The organism is Modestobacter sp. VKM Ac-2979, from assembly GCF_026967995.1.
Taxonomy (GTDB): domain Bacteria; phylum Actinomycetota; class Actinomycetes; order Mycobacteriales; family Geodermatophilaceae; genus Modestobacter.
The window spans coordinates 232,746-256,940 of record NZ_JAPVBO010000008.1; the positions used below are offsets into that span (position 1 = coordinate 232,746).

Below are 24,195 nucleotides of genomic sequence, written 5' to 3' on the forward strand. Positions count from 1 at the left end.
GAACTGGTCAGGTCACGCAGCAGCGCTGCTCGCGCACCGACCCGAGGAGAACGGGACACATGGGACGACGACGTCTGGGAGCCGGGGCAGCGATGCTCGGCATGGTCGCCACGGCGGGGGTGGTCGCGGCGCCCGCAGCCGGTGCCGCGCCGGCGACCGTGCACACGGCCGACTTCGAGCAGGACACCGGCGGCTGGTACGGGCGCGGCGGTGCGCAGGTCGCCCCGAGCACCGTCGCCGCCCGCAGCGGCGCGCAGAGCCTGGCGGTCACCGGCCGCACGCAGGCCTGGGAGGGGCCAGGGCTGGACGCCAGTGCCCTGCTGCCGGCGGGCGCCTGGGAGGTCGAGGCATGGGTGCGGCTCGCCGACACCACGCCCGAGCCGGAGACCGACCTCGTGACGATGAGCGCCGCGCGCACGCCCACCGGGGGCTCGACCACCTACGACACCGTGGCCTGGCAGGTCGCCGTCTCCGACAGCGCCTGGACCAGGGTCAGCGGCACCTACGAGTTCGGCACCAGCAACAGCGGCCTCGAGCTCTACCTGGAGAGCCCCGACGCGACCCAGGCCTTCTTCGTCGACGACGTGACGATCACCGGCGAGGCCGCCGGTCCGGTCGAGCCGGGCACCCGGGCCGACCTGGCCACCGACTTCGAGGACGGGCTCGGCGGCTGGGTCCCCCGCGGCGAAGCGCAGCTGGCCGCCACCACCACCGACGCCCACGGCGGCAACACCAGCCTGCTGACCACCGGTCGGACGCAGGGGTGGCACGGCCCGGCCGTCGACGTCACCGACGGTCTGGCGCTGGGGGAGACCGTCCAGGTCTCGGTGTGGGCGAAGCTCGCCCCGGGTCAGGCGCCGGCCTCGCTCAACGTCTCGATCCAGCGCGACCGGGGGACGACGACGAACTACGACAACGTCGCCGGCGCCAGCGCGGTCGTCACCGCCGACGAGTGGACCGAGCTGCGCGGCACCTACACCCTCGGTGCGGCGATCGACCGGGCACAGCTCTACGTCGAGGGTGACGCCGGGGTGAGCTTCCTGATCGACGACTTCGCCCTCGCCGGCTTCGCCGAGACGCCGATCCAGGACGTCCCCGGCCTGAAGGACGTGCTCGGTGCGGACGGCTTCGAGCACGTCGGCGTGGCGGTCGACCAGCGGGAGACCGTGGGCCGCCCCGCGCAGCTGGTGCAGCGGCACTACGACGCGATCACCCCGGAGAACGACGGCAAGCCGGCCGAGATCCAGCCGGTGGAGGGCACCTTCACCTTCGGTGACCTGGACGCGCTGCTCGACTTCGCCGACGCCACCGGCACCGACGTCTACGGGCACGTGCTGGTCTGGCACAGCCAGACCCCGGACTGGTTCTTCCGCGACGGCGACCGCCCGCTGACGAACAGCCCGGCCGACCAGGCCCTGCTGCGCGCCCGGATGGATGCGCACATCAAGGCGATCGCCGACCACGTCGACGCCCGGTACCCGGACGGCGACAGCCCGATCTGGGCCATGGACGTCGTCAACGAGGTCATCGCCGACGGCGACACCGCCAACCCGCACGACATGCGGGACAGCCGCTGGTTCCAGGTCCTCGGCGAGGGCTTCGTCGACGAGGCGTTCCGGCTGGCCGACCGGTACTTCCCGGACACCGCGCTGTTCATCAACGACTACAACACCGAGATGCCGACCAAGCGGGTCGACTACCTCGACCTGGTCTCCGCCCTGGTCGAGCGCGGCGTGCCGATCGACGGGGTGGGCCACCAGGCGCACGTCGACTTCGCCCGCCCGGTCGAGTGGCTGGACGACTCGCTGACCGCCGTGGAGGAGCTCAGCGCCCGCACCGGGACGCCGCTGCTGCAGGCGATCACCGAGCTGGACGTGAGCAGCTCGAAGGAGAACAACGGCGCCGACGTCAGCAACGGCACCGTGCCGCAGCACTCGCCGGCGATGGCCGACCAGGACGCCGCCGAGACCGAGCTCGGGTACTACTACCGGGACCTGTTCGACATGCTGCGGGGCCACTCCGACTCCATCGAGGCGGTCACCTTCTGGGGGATCAGCAACGGCCGCAGCTGGCTGCGCACCTGGCCGGCGGCCCGGCCGTGGGAGTCGCCGCTGCCCTTCGACGACGACCTGCAGGTCATGCCCGCCTACTGGGGCATCGTCGACCCGACGCAGCTGGCGCCGCGTCCGGCCGACCAGCTCCCGCCGCGGATCGCCGGCACCGACGACGTGGCCGCCGACTCCACCAGCCCCGCCGGCGCCCGGGTGCAGTACCCGCTGCCGGAGGCCGGGGACACCCGGGACGGCACCGTGACGGCCACCTGCGCGCCCGCACCGGGGTCGCTCTTCCCGATCGGCACGACCGAGGTGAGCTGCACGGCCACCGACGCGGCGGGCAACACGTCGAACCCGAGCACCTTCGACGTGGTCGTCACCCCGCCCGCAACGGAGACCGAGCTGTACCAGCAGATCAACAACGGGCCGGTCGTGCGGGCGAACGCCAAGCAGACCGTCCAGCTGGTCGTGCAGTTCGGCAACCGGGGCGCGGGCGTGCTGCTGGGGGACTCGTTCGAGTACGCCTGCACCCAGACGGCAGGCCCGGCCCTGGCGCTGGACCTGGCGCCGGGGTCGGCCCGGCAGGTGAGCAATCGGGACTACCCGGCCGGCCAGAACGGCAACTTCACGCTGCGGGCCCGCCCCACGCAGGTCGGGCAGGCGACCTTCGACTGCACGATGGAGATGACCGACACCCGGGGTGCCCCGGTGAGCAGCACGACGACGGTCACGATCGACGTCCGACGCTGACCACCGGCTGACCGCACGCACAGAGCCCCCGCTCACCATCTGGTGAGCGGGGGCTCTCTGCGTCCCGGCCTCAGCGGCGCGCGGACGCCAGCTCGGCGAAGGTCGGCGGGTTCGCCCCGGCGCGGGTGCAGGCGAGGGCGGCGACCAGCGCCGCGTCGTCCAGCAGGGCGGTCAGCTCGGGCTCGGGCAGGTCGCGCAGCTGGGCGGACGTGAGCACGCCGGTGCGGGCCAGCCCGGCGAACAGCCCGGCGGCCAGGCTGTCGCCGGCGCCCACGGTGTCGACCACGGTCACCGACGGGGGCTGCACCCGCAGCACTGCGCCGCCGGGGCGGGCCGCCCGCAGGGTGTCACCGCCGTCGGTGACGACCACCAGGGCGGGGCCCTCGGCGGCCCACCGGGCGGCGGCCTCGTCCAGGTCCGCGCCGGGCTCCAGCCACGCCAGGTCCTCGGCGCTCACCTTCACCACGTCGGCGACCCGGCGCAGCTCGGTCACCTGGGCGCGCACCGCCTCGTCGTCGTCGATGAGGGTGGGGCGCACGTTCGGGTCGAAGCTGACCAGCGCGGTGCCCTCGGCGCGCACCCGGCGCACCAGGTCGGCGATGGCCAGCGAGCCGGGCGGGGTCCAGCTGGAGATCGATCCGATGTGCACGATCCGGGTGTCGGCCGGCCAGGCCGCCGCCAGCTCCGCCGCCGTCCACTGCCAGTCGGCGGCACCCACGGTGTGGAAGGAGTAGCTCGCCGACCCCTGCTCGGCCAGCTCGACCACCGCCAGGCTGACCGGTTCGGGGGCGGTGAGCATCGCGTCGGTGGCCACGCCGTTGCCGGCCGCGTGCTCGCGCAGCAGCGCACCGAACGGGCCCGGGCCCACCCGGGACATCAGGTGCGTCGTCGCGCCGAGCCGGGCGGCCGCCACCGCGACGTTGAGCGCGTTGCCGCCGGGGAAGGCGGTGTACTGCGGCGGTGCGCCCGGAGTCGGGTCCCCGGAGGGGATCAGGTCGATGACGAGCTCGCCGCAGACGGTGATCACCGCCACACGGTAGCGGGACGAGCAGGAGCATCCGCCCGGTCACGGAACACCTGACGAGCTCCCGGGGACTCGCCGCCGCTGTTGGCCCTCCGACGAACTCGTGGTCTGCTCACCCTGGGCCGAGCAGCGCACGAACCGTCATCAGGAGGACCGCATGCGGGTCGTCCGCATCCTGACCAACCTCAGCGTGCCCGACCTCGAGGAGGCCACGGGCTTCTACACCGGCTTCCTCGGACTGAGCACCGAGGAGTTCTCCCTCGGCTGGGTCGCCCGGTACACCTCGCCCGACACGGGGGAGAGCGTCCAGCTGGTGACCCGGGACGCCACGGCACCGGAGGACTCCGCGATCTCGGTGCAGACCGACGACGTCGAGGCCGCGTACGCGGAGGCGCAGCGCCTCGGCTACGACATCGTGCACCCGCTGACCACCGAACCCTGGGGCGTGCGGCGGTTCTTCGTCCGCGCGCCGGACGGCACCGTGGTCAACGTCGCCCGCCACGTGACCTGACGGTCAGCGCTCGTCGTTCGGGTAGACCACCCCGAGCTGCTCGCGGGCCCCGTCGAGCAGCCGCATGGTGGCCAGCGAGTGCTCCAGCGGCATCACCGGGCTCTCGGTCAGGCCCTGCTGGAGGCAGCGGGTGACCTCCCGCAGCTCGTGCACGTAGCCCGAGCCGATCAGCGGGAACTCCTCGGTGCGGACGGCGGCATCGCCGACCTGCACGTCCAGCCGGGTGGGCCGGTAGACCGCGTCGGCGCCGTCGGTGCGGATCCAGCCGTCGCTGCCGCAGATCAGCGCGGTGTGCGGTGAACGGGCCAGCAGGGACGTCGTCAGCTGGGCCTGGGCGCCGGAGTCCCAGCCGAGGGTGAGGGCGTTCTGCGCGTCGACCCCCTCGGGGGTGCGCGCGCCGGTGGCCCGCACCGAGTCGGGCAGCCCGAGGGTGCCCCAGGCCCACAGCAGCGGGTAGACGGCGAGGTCGAGCAGTGCGCCGCCGCCGTCGGCCAGGGCCCAGATCCGGGCCGTGAGGTCCAGCGGCGCGGGGAAGCCCACCTCTGCGGCGACCCAGTGCACCGTGCCGATCTCCCCGGACGCGGCGATCTGCAGGGCGCGCTGGTACGCCGGCAGGAACCGGGTCCAGACCGCCTCCATCAGGAACAGCCCCCGCTCCCGGGCCAGGTCGACGAGCTCCTGGGCCTCCCGGGCGTTGATCGTGACCGGCTTCTCGCAGAGCACCGACTTGCCGGCGCTGAGCGCCGCGTGGACCACGGCGGCGTGCTGGGCGTGCGGGGTGGCGACGTAGACGACCTCGACGGCCGGGTCGGCGAGCAGGGCGTCCAGCCCCGACCGCGCCTCGTCGTCGGCGTACCAGGACGCGAAGCCGAGCTGCTCGGCGAAGGCCTGGGCCCGCGCCGGCTCCCGGGAGCTGACCGCCTGCAGCACGGCGTCGGGCAGCAGCGCCAGGTCGGCGGTGACGGTGGCGGCGATCGCGCCGGTGGCCACCACGCCCCACCCGACCGGCCGCCCGGTCGGGGCCAGCGGGTCGGCGTCGAGGAGCTCCGGCCGGGCGATGAACGGCGAGGTGGGAGGCGCGAGGGTCATGCGTTCACGCTAGGGGAGGAGCAGATCGGCCATCTCCCCGGCGCCCACGACCCGGGCGAGCAGCGCCTCGGCGTCCGCCGGCTCCGCGCCGCGCCAGGCGACGTGCTGGTCCGGGCGCACCAGCAGCAGGTCGGCCCCGTAGCGCTCCCGCAGCCCGGGTACGTGCTCGAGGTCCACCACCCGGAACGGCACGTTGCGCCGCGCGGCGGCCGCGGCCAGCCCCTCGGTGGCCGCCGCGCGGTCCAGCCGCAGCAGGGTGAACTCCGCGCCGAGCAGGTCGTACAGCGAACGGCCGTCCGGCAGCCAGGTGTGCGGCAGCCGTGCGCCCGGGTGCGCCGACGGCCGGTACGTGACCAGCTCCGGCTCGGGCACGGGCAGGCCGTCGGGGACGACGACCGGTGAGCCGGGGTAGTCGTAGCCGAGCACCAGCCCGAGGCTGTGGAACTCCGGGTCCTTGACCTGCAGCGCGCGGGCGACCGCGGCGCGCAGGGCGACGCCGTCGGCGGACTCGGCGTCCAGGTCGCCGGTGGCGAAGGACGGCGCGAGGAAGGCCTCCTGCGCACCGGCCGCGGCGATGGTCCGCTCGGCCACCGGCCGGCGCTCGGCCTGGTAGCTGTCCAGCAGGCACTCCGGGGCCCAGCCGCGCAGCACCGCGGCGAGCTTCCAGCCCAGGTTGACCGCGTCGCCGACGCAGGTGTTGAAGCCGTGCCCGCCCCACGGGGGGTTCAGGTGGGCGGCGTCCCCGACCAGGAACACCCGTTCGCCCCGGTAGCGGTCGACCAGCAGCATCCGGGCCGACCAGGGGTCGGTGGCCAGCACCTCCACGTCGACCTCCGCGCCGACCAGCGCCTGCACCAGCCGGACCGGGTCCACCTGCTCGGTCTCCGCGTCGACGCCCTGGACGATCGCCCACCAGGTGCCGTCGAGGTCCAGCCGGCCCATCAGGCCGCCGTGCTCCGCGCCGATCACCCAGTAGTGGACGCCGACCGCGCACAGCTCCCGCTGCTCCAGCTGCGGGGAGCGGAAGGCGATGCTCACGTTCGGCAGGGTCCCCGAGGAGCCGGCGTACCGGGCGCCGATCGCCCGCCGGGTGACCCCGCTGCTGCCGTCGCAGCCCAGCAACCAGTCGGCGGTGACCTGCTCCCGCTCGCCGTCCGCGCCCTCCAGGACGGCCGAGGCCGCGGTGGGGCCGTCGGTGACCTCGACGACGCGCGAGCCGATGAGGACGGTGACCGACGGCAGCTCGGCGACGGCATCCCGGAGGAGCTGCTCGACCAGCGGCTGCGGGGCCTGCTGGCCCGGCTCGGCGTAGTCGTCCCGGCGCTCCGTGGTGAGCCCGAAGGCCTCGGGGAACCGGGTGATCTCGTGCCCGAACAGGCCGGTGCAGAAGACGACGTCCTGCGCGTGGTCCACCGGCAGCGGCGCCAGGGCGCGCAGCCGGTCGGCCAGGCCCCAGCGGCGCAGGTGCTCCATCGTGCGCACGCTGGTGGTCTTGGCGCGCGGGCGGAGCGGGTCGAGGGCGGTGCGCGGTTCGACGACGAGCACCTCGATGCCGCGCCGGCCGAGCTCGAGCGCGGCAGCCAGGCCACTGGGCCCCCCGCCGGCGATCAACACCGGGACGCGGGCTGGCACGGCGGTCATGGGTTCTCCTGTCGTGGGCTGCGGTGCCCGGAGGCTGAGCGGTGCAGGGAAGTGGCGGCGTCCGGCCAGGTCAGCGGCGCGGGACGCACGTCCAGCATCGTGGCGGCCGTCACGTCGCCGTACCCCGATGTCATTGAGTGGCAGAGCGAGACGGGACCGTCGTCAGGACCCGTGCGCGGCCTGCCACTGCCGGACCCAGGCCCGGCCGTAGTCGTTGCCGTGCGGGGTGCGCAGCACGGTGTGCACGTGGAAGGGCTTCGGCGTCCGGTAGTCCAGGAACACGCCGCAGTGGTGGTCGAGCTCGGCGATCAGCACCGGCGACTGGACGCGGTAGTAGAAGACGTCGCCGGGCTCGCAGCCGCCGATCCAGCTGAACCAGGTCTCGTCCAGGTGCGCGGTCACCTCGCGCAGCCGGGCCCGGCGGGGGCCCTCGGGGAGCAGGCCGAGGAACTGCTCGACGACCGCCAGCACCAGCCGCTGCGCCGCCGGTGGCATCTCCGCGACCGGGACGCCCTCGACCGGGATCACCCGGTTGTCCTGGAAGGCGCCGGCCAGGTGCCGCTCGTCGCCGGGGTGCACCCGACCCGGTGGCATGGCCGGGTCGACCATCTGCGCGTAGACGGTCGCCGCCTGCCGTTGCTCCGGTGGCAGGGCGGCCATCACGGCCAGGCCGGCGGCGATCCGTTCGGTGAAGGACTCGGTGCCGGCGTGCGGGCCCGCGTCGATCTCGTTGGGCTCGGCGCCGAGGAAGACCGGGGACAGCTGCATCCGGCCGTCGACGACCAGGCAGTTCAGCGCGCAGTGGTGCCCGAACAGCTGCCACCCCCAGGGGCTGCGCAGGTCGGGGGTGCCGTAGACGGCGATGTTGTAGCTGAACTCGTTGAGCACGTTCGCCAGCCCCACGACCTCACCGAGGAAGCCGTTGATCAGCATCATCGCGTGGGTCAGCTCGAAGCCCTCCGGGGACAGCGAGGCGCGGACCAGCGCCAGCGCCTTCTCCCGCACCTCCGGCGGCTGGAACTCCAGCCGCAGACCGGTGTCGAACTGCATGAACTCCGGGTTGGCCCAGGTCTGCCACTCGGGTGCGTCCACCGGGAAGGCGATCCGGCCCCGGCCGTCGTCGTCCAGGGCGGCGAGCAGGTCCTGCGCCGCGGCCACCATGGCCGCGACCGGCGCCTCCTCGCCCGGCTCGGCCGGGGTGAGCGGGTACAGCCCCTCGCGGAGGGTGCCGTCGGAGGTGACCCCGCGGAACTCCTCCAGGTACAGCGGCGTCCAGCCCTCGACCAGCCCGCCGGTGAAGGTGCCCGGGGTCCGGGCGTGCTCCCGGTAGGCGTAGGGGTCCAGGCCGCGGACCTCGGCCAGCCGGGGGTGGTCGTGCGGGAAGAGGTACTGCCGGAACTCACCGGCCACGGCGCACCTCGTTGCCCACGACCGTGTTGGTCAGCACGCCGAGCTTCTCGACCTCGACCTCGACGACGTCCCCGGGCTCCAGCAGCCACGGGGGCGTCCGGGCGTAGCCGACACCGGACGGGGTGCCGGTGGCGAGCAGGTCGCCGGGCCGCAGGGTGAACGTCCGGGAGATCAGGGAGAGGGTGTCGCCGACGGTGTAGACCATCTCGTCGGTGCGCCCGTCCTGGACGGTCTCGCCGTTGACCCGGGTCTGCACCCGCAGCCCGTCGCGCAGGTCGCCGACCTCGGCGGCACCGACCAGCGGCCCCAGTGGGCCGGAGTTGTCGCCGTTCTTGCCGAGGATCCACTGGCTGGTGAGCTTCTGCGCCCGGCGGGAGGTCAGGTCGTTGAAGGTCGAGTAGCCGACGACGGCGGCCAGCGCCTCCTCGGGGGTGGCGTCGACCAGCGTGCTGCCGACGTAGGCCGCCACCTCGCCCTCCCAGTCCAGCCCGTCCTCGTCGGCCGGCACCGGCACCTCCGCGCCGCCCACGGTCAGCGACTGGGTCCAGCGGGCGAACAACGTCGGGTACGGCGGCACCTCCTGGTCGCGGAAGCTGCCCTCGGCCACGTGCTTCAGGTAGTTCAGCCCGATGCAGATGACCCGGGCGCCGGGCAGCACCGGTGGCACGAACTCGACGTCGGCGGCGGCGAGCGTCTCCCCGCGGGGCTCGCGGGACAGGTGCCCGGCGGCGTCGGTCCAGAAGTCGTCCAGCCCGGCGACCACGGTGACCGAGGTGCCGTCGTCGGACAGTGCGGCGACCTGCACCTCTCCGCCGTCCCGGCGGATGCCGACTGTCCTCATGCCCGGTCTCCTTCGTCGATCAGGTGGCGCCGCAGGAAGGTGATCGTGCGGTCGAGTGCGTCGGTGGCGGCGTCGGGCGCCCCCAGCCACATGTGGTCGGCGCCGTCGTAGGTGTGCAGCTCCACGTCCGTCCCCGCGGCGGTCAGGGCGTCGTACAGCCGCTGGCTCTGCACGGTCGCGACGAACCGGTCGGCCCGGCCGTGCAGCAGCAGGACCGGCGGCGCAGCGGGGGAGACGTGCGTGATCGGGCTGGCCTGGGCGGCCAGGTCGGCGGCCCCGGACACCGGGGCGCCGATCAGCTGGGCCTCGCGACTGGCCGGGTCCGCCGGGTCGTTGCCGATGTCGGTCGCCACCGCCGCGACGTCGCTGGGGGCGTACCAGCCGACGACGGCGGAGACCGCGGACGACGGACCGGTGGCGCCCACCTCGCCCTCCAGCGCGGCGTCGGTGGTGAGACCGAGCAGCTCGGCCAGGTGGCCACCGGCCGACTCGCCCCAGGCGGCGATCCGGTCGGCGTCGACGCCCAGCTCACCGGCGCGTGAGCGCAGCCAGCGGACGGCGGCCTTCGCGTCGTGCAGCTGCGCCGGCCACACCGCCTCACCCGACAGCCGGTAGTCGAGGCTGGCCACCGCGATGCCCGCCGCGGCCACCTGCTCGAACGGCGTGGGGTCGGCGTCCCGGTACATCGGGCCGGCAGTGCGCCGGCTGCCCAGCCGCCACCCGCCACCGTGCAGGAACAGCGCGACCGGATGTGGTCCGTCCCCGGCCGGCAGGTACAGGTCCAGCTCCAGCGGCCGGGCGCCGGGCAGCGCCGCGTACGGCACGCCGCAGAGCACCCGGACGCCGGCGGCGCCGGTACGAGCAGGCGGCAGCGGTGCCTCGTGGGCGGGCGGGGGGAGTGGGAGGGTGGGCGCGGGCACGGGTCTCCTCAGGACACACCTCCGGCGCCGGGAGTGCAGCCACTCTCGGCGCCGGAGGGGACGGCGGTGGGGGAGCGCAGGTCAGGCGGTGGGCTCAGGCCACTGGAAGTCGGGCTTGAACTGCATGTTGTGCTGCTGCGCGGCTGCCTGCATGCGCGGGAAGTCCGGGATGAACGGCGGCTGGTCGGGGCGGGTGGAGTCGGTCGGGGTGCCCATGTGCTGGAAGAACCGCTCGAAGCCGCCGGAGAGCGTGCCCATCATCCGGGCGTGCTCGACGACCTGGTAGGCGTGCGCGAAGCCGGCCGGCACGTAGCCGAAGTCGCCGGGGGTGAGCAGCTGGGACTGCTTGGCGCCGTCGCCGTCCTCGAAGAAGAGCCGGACCTTGCCCTCGAGCACGTAGAAGGTCTCGTGGGTCTCGTTGTGCGAGTGGGTCGGGATGACGTCGCCGGCCGGGGAGTCGGCGGTGACGATGCCGAACTGGCCCTGCGTCTCGTCGCCGGAGAGCAGCACGGTGAACACGTCGCCGAAGAGCTTGGCGTGCTCGCCCTCGCCCTTGCGGAGCACGTAGGGCTGCGGCTTGCCGGGCAGCAGCCCCTGCCACTGCGGGCCCTTGGCGGGGTCGATCAGGTACTCGAAGCTCATGGGTGCTCCCGGTTCAGGTCGGCGTTGACTGGTCGAGCATCGGTGACCGCCGTCACCTTCGTCCCCGGCCGTTCCATTGGCCGGCACGGGGATCGGAGGGTCAGGCCAGGCCGTTGCGCTTCGCGACCTCGCCCAGCCAGGCCAGGCTGGGCTTCGGCGTGCGGGCGAACGTCGCGCGGTCGACGGCGACCAGACCGAAGGTGGGGGCGAAGCCGAGCATCCACTCGAAGTTGTCCAGCAGGCTCCAGTGCACGTAGCCCCGGACGTCGGCGCCCGCGGCGATCGCCTCGGCCAGGCCGCGCAGCGCGTCGGTGGTGAAGGCGATCCGGTCGGCGTCGTCGGCGGTGGCGATGCCGTTCTCGGTGACCAGGATCGGGGTCTCCGGCAGCACGGAGGACGCGTACCGGATCGCGGCGCCAAGGGCCTCCGGCCGGCGCTCCATGCCGTGCGCCAGCGTCTGTCGGTCGGCCGGCGGGGCGATCAGCCCTTGGGCGCCGAACCGCTGGGCGGTGTAGACCTGCAGCCCCACGACGTCGTCGCCGGCCGCGGCCCGGAGGAACTGGTCCATCATCGCCGCGCGCGCGGCCTGCAGGTGTTCTTGCCCGCCGCCCTCGTCGATGTACTCCAGGCCGACCAGCGACATGCCGGACGGAGGAGCACCGGCACCCCGCAGCACCTCCGCGCTGCGGCCGTGCAACCCGATCAGCGCCTCGGCGACACCCTGGTCGGGCACGGGCAGGCCGTGGATCGGCTCGCCGCGCCGGGCCATCGCGCCGATCACCGGCTGGACCGCCATCAGGTTCGGCTCGTTGAGCGTGAGCACGTACTCGGCGTGCTCGACCGCCGGCAGGGCCAGCTCGGTGAACCGGGCGACCCGGTCGCCGGCCTTCGGCCCGGTCCAGCCGCCGTCGTGCATCATCCAGCGCGGCATCGTGAAGTGGACCAGCGTGACGATCGGGGTCAGCCCGCGGTCGCGACAACCGTCGGTGATGCGCCGGTAGTGGTCCAGGGCCGAGCGGGAGAGCTCGCCCTCGGCCGGTTCGATCCGGCTCCACTCCAGGCTGAACCGGTAGGTGTCCAGCCCGGCCCCGGCCAGCAGGTCGAGGTCGGCCTCCCACCGGTTCCAGGAGTCGCAGGCGTCGCCGCTGGACTCGGCGAACGGGGAGTGCTCGGCGTGCTCCATCTCCCAGTGGTCGTTGTTGACGTTGCCGCCCTCGACCTGGTGCGCGGCGGTGGCCGTGCCCCAGCGGAAGCCTTCGGGGAACTGGGTCATGCGGGAGCCTCCGGGTGATCGACGTGGCCGCGAGCATGCGTGACGCCGCTCACCGTGCTCAGCACCGCTGCCGGTCAATGGCAGACGAGTCGGATCAGGGTGTGCCGGGTGACCGCCAGGCGCCGAGTCCACGCGAGATGCCGCGCGCGGCCGTGCGCACCGCGGGGCCGAGCAGCCGCGGCTCGGCGTTCTCCGCGGGCACCAGCACCGACAGTGCGGCGACGACGGTGCCCTGCGCGTCGTGCACCGGCGCGGCGACCGAGACGATCGGCCGGGGCGCGCCTCGACGGAACGTGGCCAGCCCGTCCCGCCGGATCTCCGCCAGCGTCCGCCGCAGAGCGGCGGAGGAGACCGGCACCTGCTCCGGCTGGTGCACCAGCGGCTGGGCGAGCACCTCCTCCTGGAACCCGGACTCGGCGAACGCGAGCAGCACCAGCCCGACCCCGGTGGAGTGCAGCGGCATCCGCCCGCCCGGCCGGTAGAGGGCGGCGACGGCCCCGTGCGAGGAGAGCCGCTCCACCATCAGCGCCTCCTCGCCCTCCCGGACGGCGAGCAGCACGTGCTGCCGGGTCACCTCCTCCAGGTCGCCCATGAACGGCAGCGCCACCTGCCGCAGCTCGTGGCTGCGGGGCGTCAGGGACGCCACCTCCCACAGCCGGAGACCGATCGAGAAGCGGCCGTCGGCGCCACGCTCCAGCGCTCCCCACTCCAGCAACCGGCCGGCCAGTCGCAGCGCCGAGCTGGCCGGGATGCCGGTGCGCCGGCTGAGCTCGCTGAGGCTCAGGTACGGCCGGCTGCTGTCGAAGGCACCGAGCAGCGCGAGCGCCCGGTCGACGACGGGATCGCCCTGCGGCGGGCGCCGGCCGCGGATCCGCGCGGGGGAGGAGTCGTCGTCCGTCATGCACGAGCCTCCGGGGTCGTCGCGGTGAGGCGCAGGCCACAGTTGTCTTCCATTGGTCGGCATTGTGCCTGACGTCACGGCGAGGCCCGCCGCATGGTTGCCGCCAAGCCGGTTCCCCGGCGCGGCCGATCCCCGGCCGACATGACCCCTCCGTAACGAAGCGAAGGAGCCAGACCGGCGATGAACCGATCCAGGACCCGCAACCCCTTGGCGCTGCGCCGCCCCACCCTGATGCGGGCCGGCGTCGCCGTCCTGGCCACCGGCGCGCTCACCTCGCTCGCCGCGTGCGGTGGTGGCGGTGAGGGCGGCGGAGGCACGAGCAGCCAGAGCCCCAGCGACACGCTGACCTTCGCCTACGACGCGGACGCCGCGCCGACCGGCTACGACCCGCTGGAGTACTCGCAGGGTCAGTTCACCTTCTTCAGCACCCTCTACGACTCGCTGTTCGTGACCCAGCCGGACGGCACCGTGGCACCCAGCCTGGTCACCGAGTTCAGCAACAACGAGGACGACACGCAGACGACGCTGACCCTGCGCGACGGCGTCACCTTCGCCGACGGCTCGGAGCTGACCGCCGAGGTCGTCAAGGCCAACCTGGACCGGCGCAACGACGCCGACCTGGAGGCATACGGCGCGCTCGCCTCCGGCGGTGCCAGCGAGATCGTCGACGTCGCGGCGCCCGACCCGCAGACCGTCGTGATCACCTGGGCCCAGCCGCAGGCCAGCCCGGAGAACAACCTCACCGACACCGCAGGGGTCGTCGTCGGGCCCGACGGGCTCGCCGACCCCGCCTCCCTGGAGACCACCCCGGACGGCTCCGGGGCTTACACGCTCAACGCGGGGGAGACCACGCGGGCGAGCACGTACACGCTGGACAAGAACGACGAGGCGTGGAACGCCGACGAGTGGGCCTACGACAGCGTGGTGTTCAACGTGATCACCGACTCCCAGGCGCTGGCCAACGCGGTCATCTCCGGGCAGGCCGACATCGCCACCATCCTCAAGCCGACCACCATCGACATGGTCGAGCAGCGGTCGAGCCTGGCGAAGGTCGGCGGCACGATCGTCGGCTTCCCGGTCATCGACAAGACCGGTGCCACCAACCCCGCCTTCGCCGACGAGCGGGTCCGGCAGGCGATCAGCCACGCCATCGACCGCGAGGCGATCGTCGAGCAGTTGCACCCCGGCGCCCAGCCGACGGCCCAGCTCTTCCCCGCCGAGGCCGAGGGCTTCGACCCCACGCTCAACGAGGAGTTCGGGTACGACCCAGAGCGCGCCCGCGAGCTGCTCGCCGAGGCCGGCCTGCCCGACGGGTTCGCCTTCGACATCACGGTGCTCGGCCAGCCGTCGGAGGACCAGGTGGTCATCCAGCAGCAGCTGGCCGAGGTCGGCATCACGATGAACTTCGTGACGGCCACCTCGACCGACCAGGTGTTCGCCGCGGTGCGCACCGACCCGCTGATCTTCGGGCCGATGGCGATCGGTGGTCAGCCGGCCGGCTGGGTCGCCGGGGTGCTCTACGGCGGCTTCATGAACATGCAGGGCGCGACCGAGCCGGAGATCCAGAGCGCGCTGGGCGCTGCCCTCGGCGCGACCGGCGACGCCAGGGAGCAGGCGCTCGGCGACCTGAACCGGGCCATCGCGGAGAACGGCTGGTACATCCCGGTCTACGAGGACTACGCCTACACCGGCTACAACGCCGAGAAGGTCGCCGAGCCCTCCTACGCGGGGACGAACAACTACCTGGTCCTCTCCGAGGTCGAGCCGGCGGCCTGAGCCGCCCGGCACCGGCCGGTGGCCGCGGGACGTCCCGCGGTCACCGGCCCCTCCTGCACCGTTCCCTGGCCCGTGCACCCGTACGCCGAAGGACCCCGTGATGCTCGCTTTCCTCGCCCGGCGGATGGCCATGGCCATCGGCACGGTGCTCGCCGCGGTGGTGATCAGCTTCCTGCTGGTGCACGCCACCGGCACCTCCCCGGGCGCGGTCCGGCTGGGCACGAACGCGACCCCGGAGCGGATCGTCGCGGAGAACGAGGCGCTGGGCTGGAACCGCCCGCTGCCCACCCAGTTCCTCGACTACCTCGGTGACCTGGTGCGCGGCGACCTGGGCACCTCGCTCATCGACGGCCGGTCGATCGCCGCCGACCTGGCCGACCGGGTCCCGGTGACGGCGTCGATCGCGCTGTTCGCCACCGTCCTGTCCGGCGTCCTCGGCATCGTCCTGGGCGTCACTGCGGCGGTGCGCGGGGGCCGGCTCGCCCGGTTCATCACCACCGGCAGCGGGGTGGCACTGTCGCTGCCGGTCTTCTGGGTCGGCATCCTGCTGGTCTACGTGCTCGCGCTCCAGCTGGGGTGGCTGCCGGCCACCGGGTACGTGCCGTTCACCGTCGACCCGGTCGGGTGGTTCACCAGCCTGCTCATCCCGGTGATCACGCTGACCATCGGCGGCGCGGCGATCGTCGCGCGGACGGCGAACGCCGGCCTGCGGCAGGCGCTGGCCCAGGAGCACGTCCGGACGCTGCGCGCGATGGGCACCCCGGAGTGGCGGATCCGCTACGTGCACGCGCTGCGCTTCGCCAGCCTCCCCGTGGTCTCGGTGCTCGGCATCCAGTTCATCGCGCTGTTCGGCGGCTCGGTGATCATCGAGAACCTCTTCGCGCTGCCCGGACTGGGGCAGGCCGGCCAGGCCGCCGCGGCCTCCAGTGACTTCCCGGCCCTGGTCGGCGTGGTCGTGGTGGCCACCCTGGTCGTCGTCGTCATCAACCTGCTGCTCGACCTGGTCGTGGCGGCACTCGACCCGAAGGTGCGTGCCGCATGAGCGTGCTCCCGCTGGACGCCGCCGACGACGTCGCTGCCGAGCCGGGGCCGCCGGCCCGCCGGCAGGGCCTGTCCGAGGTGCTCCGCCGGCCCGGTGGCCTGCTGGCCGCCGGCTGGCTGCTCTTCATCGTCGTGGCGTCGCTGACCGCACCGTGGTGGCGGCCCTACGGTGTCGCCGAGCAGGACCTCGCCAACCGGCTGGCGCTGCCGTCGGCCGACCACTGGCTGGGCACCGACCCGCTCGGCCGCGACCTGCTCAGCCGGATCTTCACCGCCGGCACCGAGCCGCTGCTCTCCTCCGCGGTGACCGTGCTGGTCGCCTTCGGGATCGGCCTGCCGCTGGCGCTGATCGCCGCCGAGCGCGGACCCCGCGTGGAGCGGGTGATCAGCCGGGTGACCGAGGTGTTCCTGGCCCTTCCCTCGACGATCCTGCTGCTCGCCGTCATCGGCGTGATCGGGGTCCGGACCTTCATCATCATGGCCGTCCTCGGCGTGCTCATCTCCGCCGCGGTCTACCGGGTGATGCTCGGCGTGGCCCAGTCGGTCCGCACCCGGCTCTACGTCGACGCCGCGCGGGTGAACGGCCTGGGCTCGCTGCGGGTGAACGTGGTGCACGTGCTGCCGTCGATGGCCACCGTCATCGCCGTCCAGGCCGCCCAGCTGTACGGCATCGGCCTGCTGATCGTCGCGGGCCTGGCCTTCCTCGGCTTCGGTCCGGCCGAACCCGACCCCAGCTGGGGGTTCATGATCCAGGACGCGTCGTCCTACGTGTTCAACGCGCCGTGGCTCATGGTGCCGACCGGGCTGGTCCTCGCGCTCACCGTGATCGCTGCTAACGAGCTGGCCGACGCCATCGCCGGCAAGGCCGCGGGGGAGGCCGCCCCGGTCCGCCGGCGGCGCCGGTCGCCGGCGCGGACCGCCCCGCTCGACGGCGCGGCGGAGCTCGCCCCGGCCGACCCGGACGCCGTCCTGGAGGTCCGGGACCTGACGATCGCCGTCGACGACGGCGCGGACCTGGTCACCGGTGTCTCGTTCGCGTTGCGGCCGGGCCGGGTGCTCGGTCTGGTCGGTGAGTCCGGGTGCGGCAAGACGATGACCGCGCGGTCTCTGCTCGGTCTGCTGCCCGACGGGGTGTCGGTGCGCGGCGGGGCGATCCACTGGCGGGGCCAGGACCTGGTCGGCCGCTCCGAGAAGGAGCTGACCGCCGTCCGGGGGCGGGAGATCGCGCTGATCTCCCAGGAGCCGATGGTGGCGCTGGACCCGATGTTCTCCGTCGCCTACCAGCTCACCCAGCCGATCCGCCGGTTCCGCGGCGTCGGCCGGGGCGAGGCGCGGCGGATCGCCGCGGAGCTGCTGCGCAACGTGGGCATCGTCGACGCCGAGCGGGTGCTGCGGAGCTACCCGCACCAGCTCTCCGGCGGCATGGCCCAGCGCGTGTGCATCGCGCTGGCGCTGACCGGTGAACCGGAGCTGCTGATCGCCGACGAGCCGACGACCGCGCTGGACGTCACCGTGCAGGCGGAGATCCTCACCCTGCTGCGGGCGCTGGTCCGGGACACCGGGCTGTCGGTGGTGGTCGTCAGCCACGACCTCGGGGTCGTCGCCGACATCTGCGACGACGTGGCCGTGATGTACGCCGGCACGGTGGTCGAGTCCGGCACCGCGGCCGCCGTCCTCGACGCGCCGGAACACCCGTACACGCAGGCGCTGCTGGCGGCCAACCCGCACGTGCCCGACGGCGTCGCGGTGCCGGTGCGGCTGGCGTCGATCCCCGGGACGGTGCCGCCGCCCGGCTCATGGCCGGCCGGCTGCCGGTTCGCCTCCCGCTGCCAGTTCGCCCAGGACCAGTGCCGGTCACCGTTCCCGGCCCGGCCCGCCCACGCCACCGGCTCGGTGCTCTGCGTCCGGGCCGACGAGCTCGCCGACGCCCACGTCAGCTGGGACGCCGACCCCGTCGGCGCGGCGCACGCCCCCGCCACCACCCCGACCGCAGGAGCGTCCCGATGACCGCCCTCGCCGACCCCGCCCGCGAGGTCCACCCGGAGGAGCAGGCACCCGCACTCCGGGTGCGTGACCTGGTCGTCCGCTACGGCTCGGGTCGCCGGGCGCGCAGCACCCCGCCGGCGGTGGACGGCGTCAGCTTCGACATCGCGCCCGGGGAGACGCTGGGCCTGGTCGGCGAGTCCGGGTCGGGCAAGTCCACGATCGGCAAGGCGGTCCTGGGTCTCCAGCGGCCCACCGCCGGCACGGTCGAGGTGGCCGGGCAGGACGTCACCGGGATGTCGCTCAAGCAGCGCAGCCGCCAGGTGGCCGACCTGCGGGTGGTCTTCCAGGACCCGTACTCGTCGCTGAACCCCGCCCGCACCATCGGCCAGACGTTGGTGGAGCCGCTGCGGCTGATGGGCGTGACCGGCGCCGAGGCGCTGGCGCGGGCCCGGTCGGGGCTGGAGTCCGTGGGCCTCCCGGCCGACGCCGTCGACCGCCGCCCGGCGCAGTTCTCCGGCGGCCAGCGGCAGCGCATCGCCATCGCCCGGGCGCTGGTCTGCGACCCGAAGGTGGTCGTGCTGGACGAGCCGGTGTCCGCCCTGGACCTGTCCACCCAGGCGCAGGTGCTCAACCTGCTGGCCGACCTGCGGGACCAGCGCGGGCTGTCCTTCCTCTTCATCGCCCACGACCTGGGTGTGGTGCGCTTCCTGTCCCAGCGCACCGTCGTGCTCTACCGCGGCCAGGTCATGGAGACCGGCCCGGCCGAGCAGGTGGCCCAGCGGCCGCGGCACCCGTACACCCTCGCGCTGACCGCTGCGGCCCCGGTGCCGCGCCCCGCCGAGCAGGCCGCGCGCCGCGCGGCCCGGGAGGCCGCCGGCTTCGGCACCGCGGGCGCCGCCTCCCCCTCGGCCACCGGCTGCCCCTTCGTGCCGCGCTGCCCGTTCTCCACCGACGTCTGCGTGGAGCAGCGGCCGCCGCTCCGGCTGCTCGACGGCTCGCTCACCGCCTGCCACCACGCCGAGCGGGTCCCGGGACCGTGATGGAGGACCCCGCTGCGCCCCACCACCTGCGGGTCGAGCACCTCGACGGACCACTCGGCATCTGCACCACCGCCCCGCGGCTGTCCTGGCGGCTGCCGGCCGGCGCCCGTGAGCAGCTGGCCTCCCGGCTCACCGCGGACAACGGCTGGGACACCGGCTGGGTGGAGAGCGCGCAGCACCTGCTGGTGCCCTATGCCGGCCCGCCGCTGGCCTCGGGCGAGCGGCTGCAGTGGTGGGTGCAGGTGCGCACCGACCTCGGGGAGAGCGGACCGTCCGCGGCGGGGTGGTTCGAGACCGGGCTGCTGTGGGCCGAGGACTGGCAGGCCTCCTGGGTCGAGCCGGGGGAGATGCCCGGCGGCCCGGCGGGGGAGCGGCCGGCCGCGCTGCTGCGGTACGAGTTCGACGTCGACCGGCCGGTGGCCGCCGCCCGGCTGCACGCCACCGCGCAGGGCGTCTACGAGGCCTTCCTGAACGGGGCGCGCGCCGGGGACGCCGAGCTGACTCCCGGCTTCACCCAGTACGACGTCCGGCTGCAGGTGCAGACCCTCGACGTCACCGCCGCGGTCCGGTCCGGCCGCAACGCGCTGGCCGTCGTGCTGGCCGACGGCTGGTTCCGCGGCCAGATCGGCATCCTGCGCGCCGCCGATCAGTGGGGCGACCGGCTCGCGCTGCTCGCCCAGCTGCAGCTGGTGCACGCCGACGGCAGCGTCACCGTCGTCGGCACCGGGCCGGGCTGGCGCAGCGCCGAGGGCCACGTGGTGGCCGCCGACCTGATCGCCGGCGAGCGGGTGGACCTGCGGCGGCTGCCGCGCGGCTGGGACGTCCCGGGCTTCGACGACGCCGGCTGGGCGCCGGTGGCCGTCGTCCAGCACGGCTACGCCGGCCTGGTCGACTCCCCGGCCCCGCCGGTTCGCCGGGTGGAGGAGCTCACCCCGGTGTCGGTCACCCGGCTGCCGGGCGGGGCGCACGTCGTCGACCTCGGCCAGAACGTCAACGGCTGGCTGCGGCTGACCGACCTGGGGCCGGCGAACACCACCCTCACGCTGACCCACGGCGAGTGGCTCGGCCCCGACGGCGACGTCACCACCGACCACCTCCGCCCGGCCGTGCCGTTCCTGCCGGAGCCGCTGCCGGCCGGGCAGGTGGACCAGGTGGTGTCCGCCGGCGTGCCGGGGGAGGTGTTCGAACCGCGGCGGACGACGCACGGCTTCCGGTACGTGCGGATCGAGGGCCACCCCGGCGAGCTGACCGCCGACGACGTCCGTGGCGTCGTCGTGCACACCGACCTGCGCCGCACCGGCTGGTTCTCCTGCAGCGACGAGCGGGTGACCCGCTTCCACGAGGCCGCCGTCTGGAGCCTGCGCGGCAACGCCTGCGACATCCCCACCGACTGCCCGCACCGGGAGCGCGCCGGCTGGACCGGCGACTGGCAGCTCTACGTGCCCACGGCTGCGTTCCTCTACGACGTCGCCGGGTTCTCCACCAAGTGGCTGCGCGACGTCGCCGCCGACCAGTGGCCCGACGGCACGATCGCCAACATCAGCCCGTCCTCCCGCAGCGAAGGTCGGGAGGGCCCGGTCGCCGCGATGAACGGCTCGGCCGGCTGGGGCGACGCCGCGGTCGTCGTGCCCTGGGAGCTCTACTGCGCCTACGGCGACCAGCAGGTGCTGGCCGAGCTCTGGCCGACGATGGTCGGCTGGCTCGACCGGGTCGAGCGGATGGCCCGGGACCAGCGACACCCTGCTCGGGTCGCCCGCCGGCCGGAGCCTGCGCCGCACGAGCAGTTCCTCTGGGACACCGGCTTCCACTGGGGCGAGTGGCTGGTGCCCGGGGAGGACGTCGGCGACTTCGCCGCCTTCGCGGCGGCAGACAAGGGCGAGGTGGCGACGGCGTACTACGCGCACAGCGCCGGACTGATGAGCCGGATCGCCGCGGTGCTGGGGAGGGACGACGACGCCGACCGGTACGCGGGGCTGGCCGCCGAGGTCCGGGCCGCCTGGCAGGCGGAGTACCTGGACGACGAGGGACGGCTGACCTGCGACACCCAGGCCGACCACGTGCGCGCGCTCGCCTTCGACCTGGTCCCCGCGGAGCTGCGGCCCGCCGTCGCCGAGCGGCTGGTCGAGCTGGTCCGCAAGGCCGACACCCACCTGGCCACCGGGTTCCTGGCCACCCCGTGCCTGCTGCCGGTGCTCGCCGACACCGGGCACCTCGACGTCGCCTACGAGCTGTTGTTCACCGACACCGAGCCGTCCTGGCTGACGATGATCGACCGCGGGGCGACCACGGTGTGGGAGCGGTGGGACGGCGTGGACGCCGACGGCGTGCCGCACGAGTCGCTGAACCACTACAGCAAGGGCGCGGTCGTCTCCTTCCTGCACCGGTACACCGCGGGCATCGAGCCGCTGGAGCCCGCGTACCGGCGGTTCCGCGTCCAGCCCCGGCCCGGTGGCGGCCTGACCTCTGCCGAGGCCGCGCACGAGTCGCCGTACGGCCGGATCTCCTCCGCCTGGGCCATCACCGACGGCGTGCTCTCGCTGCGCGTCGTCGTCCCGGCCGGCACCGAGGCGACGGTCGTCCTGCCCGAGGGCACCACGTCATCCGCCGGACCCGGCGAGCACACGTTCACGACCACCCTGGAGCTGCCCGCATGAGCGACCTGACCGTCCTGCCCGTGACCGTCGAGCACCACCGCGAGCCGCTGGGCATCGGTGACACCCGGCCGCGGCTGTCCTGGGTGTCCCGGACCGACCTCGACGGCTGGCGGCAGGTCGCGTACGAGCTGGAGATCGCGCCCGAGGACGGCCCGGTCTGGTCGTCGGGCCGGGTGGAGTCCGACGAGTCGGTGCTCGCGCCCTGGGGAGCGCCGCCGTTGACCAGCCGTGACCGTCGCACGGTCCGCGTGCGGGTGTGGGGTGAGGGGGCCGTCGAGCCGTCGGCGTGGAGCGAGGACACCGTCGTCGAGGCCGGCCTGCTGGCGCCGGCCGACTGGACCGCGACGCTGGTCCAGCCGGTGCTGCCCGCCGACTCCGGCGACGAGCCGGCCGCGCTGCTGCGCCGGGAGTTCACCCTCGACCAGCCGGTGGTCCGGGCCCGGCTGTACGCCACCGCGCAGGGGGTCTACGAGGCCGAGCTGAACGGGTCGGTCGTCGGCGACCACGTGCTGGCGCCGGGCTGGACCAGCTACACGCACCGGCTGCGCTACCAGACCCACGACGTCACGGCGCTGCTCACCGAGGGCGCCAACGCGCTCGGCGTGCACCTCGCGCAGGGGTGGTTCGCCGGCCCGCTGGGCTTCACCGGCACGCGGGCCTTCTACGGCGACCGGACCGGCGCCTTCGTCCAGCTCGAGGTCGAGCACCCCGACGGCAGCCGCACCGTGGTCACCACCGACGGCTCCTGGCGGTCGGCGCCCAGCCCGCTCACCCGGGCCGGCCTCTACGCCGGCGAGACCTTCGACGCCCGCCGCGAGCTCCCCGGCTGGTCGCAGCCGGCGTTCGACGACAGCGCCTGGACGCCGGTGGAGACCGGGACGCTGGACGTCGGCACCCTCGTCGCCCCGACCGGTCCGCCGGTGCGCCGCACCCAGACCCTGCCGGTGCGGGAGATCAGCACCTCGCCGTCGGGGAGGACGCTGGTCGACTTCGGCCAGAACCTGGTCGGCCGGCTCCGGCTGTCGCTGCCGGACGCGCCGGCCGGCACCGAGGTCACCGTCCGGCACGCGGAGGTGCTCGAGGACGGCGAGCTGGGCACCCGCCCGCTGCGCGGTGCCGACGCCACCGACGTCGTCGTGTTGGACGGCAACGGCCCACGCACCCGGGAGCCGCGCTTCACCTTCCACGGCTTCCGGTACGCCGAGGTCAGCGGCTGGCCGGGGGAGCTGACCGCCGATGACCTCGAGGCCGTCGTCGTGCACACCGACCTGCGCCGCACCGGCACCTTCACGTGCTCCGACCCCGACGTGAGCCGGCTGCACGAGAACGTCGTCTGGGGGATGCGCGGCAACTTCCTCGACGTCCCCACCGACTGCCCGCAGCGCGACGAGCGGCTGGGCTGGACCGGCGACCTGCAGGTCTTCGCGCCGTCCGCGTCGTTCCTCTACGACACCACCGGGATGCTCCGCTCCTGGCTGGCCGACCTCGCGGTCGAGCAGCTGGTCGACCACGACGGCATCGTGCCGATGTACGTACCGTTCCTGCCGCTGCTGCCGTTCCCGCAGCAGGCGGAGGTGGGCTGGGGCGACGCCGCCGTCGTCGTCCCGTGGGTGCTGTACCAGCGCACCGGGGACGCCGGGCTGCTCGCCGACCAGTGGCCGTCCATGACCGCCTGGATCGACGCCTTCGCCGCGCGGGCGGGGGAGGCCCTGGACTTCCCCGAGGGCGGGTTCTCCTTCGGCGACTGGCTGGACACCGCGGCGCCGCCGGACAACCCCGCCGCGGCGCGCACCCCGTGGCAGTGCGTCGCCACCGCCTACCTCGCCCGCTCGGCCCGCACGGTCGCGCAGGTCGCCGAGGTGCTCGGTCGGGACGGCGCCCGGTTCGCCGACCTCGCCGAGCGCGCGGCCGAGCGGTTCCGCGCCGAGTACGTCTCCCCGAACGGCCGGGTGGCCTACCCGTCGCAGACGGCGTACGCCCTGGCCCTGGAGTTCGACCTGCTCACCCCCGAGCAGCGGACCCACGCCGGCCGGCAGCTCGCCGACCAGGTGCTCAAGGACGGGTTCCACATCGCCAGCGGCTTCCTCGGCACCCCGCTGGTCACCGATGCGCTCACGAACGCCGGGGAACTGGCCACCGCCTACGAGCTGCTGCTGCAGCGGGAGAACCCGTCGTGGCTGTACCCGGTGACCATGGGCGCGACGACGATCTGGGAACGCTGGGACTCCATGCTCCCCGACGGGTCGATCAACCCCGGGGACATGACCTCGTTCAACCACTACGCCCTCGGGGCGGTGGCCGACTGGCTGCACCGCACCGTCGCGGGCCTGGCCCCGGCCGAACCCGGCTACCGGCGGCTGCGGGTCGCCCCCCGCCCCGGCCCCGGCCTCACCTCCGCCGCCGCGACCCACGAGACGCCGTACGGGACGGCGGCGGTCTCCTGGATCCTCGACGGCGCCGAGCTGACGCTGGAGCTGACCGTGCCGCCGAACACGGCCGCCGAGGTGTCACTGCCCGACGGCAGCGCACCGGTCCAGGTGGCGGCCGGGCGGCACTCGTTCACCCGCACGGTCACCGTCCCGCCGCCGGTGGAGAAGCCCGCGCTGTTCTTCGACCCGGACGCCCACCAGTGACGTCAGCGC

General features: G+C 74.2%; 17 protein-coding genes. 8 read left to right on the forward strand and 9 right to left on the reverse strand.

Going from position 1 to position 24,195, the window contains the following annotated elements; genetic code table 11:
• The first annotated feature begins 59 nt into the window (after window positions 1-59).
• A complete protein-coding gene (locus tag O2W15_RS22175; protein WP_269181012.1) occupies window positions 60-2,804 on the forward strand; it encodes an endo-1,4-beta-xylanase in 2,745 nt (914 codons plus the stop codon).
• 70 nt (window positions 2,805-2,874) lie between these two features.
• Here the strand turns inward: O2W15_RS22175 and O2W15_RS22180 are convergent, their stop codons facing one another.
• On the reverse strand, window positions 2,875-3,831 hold the full coding sequence (locus O2W15_RS22180) for a carbohydrate kinase family protein (RefSeq protein WP_269181013.1): 957 nt from the start codon (window positions 3,829-3,831) through the stop codon (window positions 2,875-2,877).
• 154 nt (window positions 3,832-3,985) lie between these two features.
• Between O2W15_RS22180 and O2W15_RS22185 the strand changes: the two genes are divergently transcribed.
• Window positions 3,986-4,339, forward strand: a complete 354-nt coding sequence (locus O2W15_RS22185; protein WP_269163393.1) for a VOC family protein — start codon at window positions 3,986-3,988, stop codon at window positions 4,337-4,339.
• A gap of 3 nt (window positions 4,340-4,342) precedes the next feature.
• Here the strand turns inward: O2W15_RS22185 and O2W15_RS22190 are convergent, their stop codons facing one another.
• The 8 genes from O2W15_RS22190 to O2W15_RS22225 all read right to left on the reverse strand — a co-directional run bounded on the left by O2W15_RS22190 (window position 4,343) and on the right by O2W15_RS22225 (window position 13,056).
• Window positions 4,343-5,428: a Gfo/Idh/MocA family protein gene (locus O2W15_RS22190; protein WP_269181014.1), complete on the reverse strand. Its 1,086-nt coding sequence runs from the start codon at window positions 5,426-5,428 to the stop codon at window positions 4,343-4,345.
• Between the two features lie 9 nt (window positions 5,429-5,437).
• The gene (locus tag O2W15_RS22195; protein ID WP_269181015.1) at window positions 5,438-7,069 is read right to left on the reverse strand and encodes an FAD-dependent monooxygenase; all 1,632 of its coding nucleotides are present in this window, start codon (window positions 7,067-7,069) and stop codon (window positions 5,438-5,440) included.
• A 162-nt stretch (window positions 7,070-7,231) separates the two neighbouring features.
• Window positions 7,232-8,479 carry a DUF3500 domain-containing protein gene (locus O2W15_RS22200; RefSeq protein WP_269181016.1) on the reverse strand — a complete coding sequence of 416 codons (1,248 nt, stop codon included), beginning with the start codon at window positions 8,477-8,479 and terminating at the stop codon, window positions 7,232-7,234.
• Window positions 8,469-9,320, reverse strand: coding sequence for a fumarylacetoacetate hydrolase family protein (locus O2W15_RS22205; protein WP_269181017.1), 852 nt, complete (start codon window positions 9,318-9,320; stop codon window positions 8,469-8,471). Before O2W15_RS22205 ends, O2W15_RS22200 begins: the two co-directional genes overlap by 11 nt.
• Entirely contained in the window at window positions 9,317-10,240 is a 924-nt protein-coding gene (locus O2W15_RS22210) for an alpha/beta hydrolase (protein ID WP_269181018.1), read from the reverse strand. The genes O2W15_RS22205 and O2W15_RS22210 overlap by 4 nt, the downstream gene beginning before the upstream one ends.
• An 81-nt stretch (window positions 10,241-10,321) precedes the next feature.
• Entirely contained in the window at window positions 10,322-10,882 is a 561-nt protein-coding gene (locus tag O2W15_RS22215; protein WP_269181019.1) for a quercetin 2,3-dioxygenase, read from the reverse strand.
• Window positions 10,883-10,982: 100 nt separating this feature from the next.
• On the reverse strand, window positions 10,983-12,155 hold the full coding sequence (locus O2W15_RS22220; RefSeq protein ID WP_269181020.1) for a glycoside hydrolase family 1 protein: 1,173 nt from the start codon (window positions 12,153-12,155) through the stop codon (window positions 10,983-10,985).
• Window positions 12,156-12,249: 94 nt separating this feature from the next.
• Window positions 12,250-13,056 (reverse strand): IclR family transcriptional regulator, encoded by an 807-nt coding sequence (locus tag O2W15_RS22225; RefSeq protein ID WP_269163384.1) that lies wholly within the window; start codon window positions 13,054-13,056, stop codon window positions 12,250-12,252.
• Between the two features lie 180 nt (window positions 13,057-13,236).
• Between O2W15_RS22225 and O2W15_RS22230 the strand changes: the two genes are divergently transcribed.
• From O2W15_RS22230 to O2W15_RS22255, 6 genes are all read left to right on the forward strand, one after another.
• Complete coding sequence (locus O2W15_RS22230) at window positions 13,237-14,832, forward strand: ABC transporter substrate-binding protein (RefSeq protein ID WP_269181021.1); 1,596 nt, start codon at window positions 13,237-13,239, stop codon at window positions 14,830-14,832.
• A gap of 100 nt (window positions 14,833-14,932) precedes the next feature.
• The gene (locus O2W15_RS22235) at window positions 14,933-15,874 is read left to right on the forward strand and encodes an ABC transporter permease (RefSeq protein WP_269181022.1); all 942 of its coding nucleotides are present in this window, start codon (window positions 14,933-14,935) and stop codon (window positions 15,872-15,874) included.
• Window positions 15,871-17,880, forward strand: a complete 2,010-nt coding sequence (locus O2W15_RS22240) for a dipeptide/oligopeptide/nickel ABC transporter permease/ATP-binding protein (protein ID WP_269181023.1) — start codon at window positions 15,871-15,873, stop codon at window positions 17,878-17,880. The genes O2W15_RS22235 and O2W15_RS22240 overlap by 4 nt, the downstream gene beginning before the upstream one ends.
• A complete protein-coding gene (locus O2W15_RS22245; RefSeq protein WP_269163380.1) occupies window positions 17,877-18,899 on the forward strand; it encodes an oligopeptide/dipeptide ABC transporter ATP-binding protein in 1,023 nt (340 codons plus the stop codon). Before O2W15_RS22240 ends, O2W15_RS22245 begins: the two co-directional genes overlap by 4 nt.
• The gene (locus O2W15_RS22250) at window positions 18,899-21,553 is read left to right on the forward strand and encodes a family 78 glycoside hydrolase catalytic domain (RefSeq protein ID WP_269181024.1); all 2,655 of its coding nucleotides are present in this window, start codon (window positions 18,899-18,901) and stop codon (window positions 21,551-21,553) included. The genes O2W15_RS22245 and O2W15_RS22250 overlap by 1 nt, the downstream gene beginning before the upstream one ends.
• On the forward strand, window positions 21,550-24,186 hold the full coding sequence (locus tag O2W15_RS22255) for an alpha-L-rhamnosidase (protein WP_269181025.1): 2,637 nt from the start codon (window positions 21,550-21,552) through the stop codon (window positions 24,184-24,186). Before O2W15_RS22250 ends, O2W15_RS22255 begins: the two co-directional genes overlap by 4 nt.
• The last annotated feature ends 9 nt before the right edge of the window (window positions 24,187-24,195 follow it).

Coding starts and splice junctions, on each gene's coding strand:
- O2W15_RS22175 (WP_269181012.1), top strand. CDS start 60: ATGGGACGACGACGTCTGGGAGCCGGGGCAGCGATGCTCGGCATGGTC.
- O2W15_RS22185 (WP_269163393.1), top strand. CDS start 3,986: ATGCGGGTCGTCCGCATCCTGACCAACCTCAGCGTGCCCGACCTCGAG.
- O2W15_RS22190 (WP_269181014.1), bottom strand. CDS start 5,428: ATGACCCTCGCGCCTCCCACCTCGCCGTTCATCGCCCGGCCGGAGCTC.
- O2W15_RS22195 (WP_269181015.1), bottom strand. CDS start 7,069: ATGACCGCCGTGCCAGCCCGCGTCCCGGTGTTGATCGCCGGCGGGGGG.
- O2W15_RS22205 (WP_269181017.1), bottom strand. CDS start 9,320: ATGAGGACAGTCGGCATCCGCCGGGACGGCGGAGAGGTGCAGGTCGCC.
- O2W15_RS22215 (WP_269181019.1), bottom strand. CDS start 10,882: ATGAGCTTCGAGTACCTGATCGACCCCGCCAAGGGCCCGCAGTGGCAG.
- O2W15_RS22220 (WP_269181020.1), bottom strand. CDS start 12,155: ATGACCCAGTTCCCCGAAGGCTTCCGCTGGGGCACGGCCACCGCCGCG.
- O2W15_RS22225 (WP_269163384.1), bottom strand. CDS start 13,056: ATGACGGACGACGACTCCTCCCCCGCGCGGATCCGCGGCCGGCGCCCG.
- O2W15_RS22230 (WP_269181021.1), top strand. CDS start 13,237: ATGAACCGATCCAGGACCCGCAACCCCTTGGCGCTGCGCCGCCCCACC.
- O2W15_RS22235 (WP_269181022.1), top strand. CDS start 14,933: ATGCTCGCTTTCCTCGCCCGGCGGATGGCCATGGCCATCGGCACGGTG.
- O2W15_RS22240 (WP_269181023.1), top strand. CDS start 15,871: ATGAGCGTGCTCCCGCTGGACGCCGCCGACGACGTCGCTGCCGAGCCG.
- O2W15_RS22245 (WP_269163380.1), top strand. CDS start 17,877: ATGACCGCCCTCGCCGACCCCGCCCGCGAGGTCCACCCGGAGGAGCAG.
- O2W15_RS22250 (WP_269181024.1), top strand. CDS start 18,899: ATGGAGGACCCCGCTGCGCCCCACCACCTGCGGGTCGAGCACCTCGAC.
- O2W15_RS22255 (WP_269181025.1), top strand. CDS start 21,550: ATGAGCGACCTGACCGTCCTGCCCGTGACCGTCGAGCACCACCGCGAG.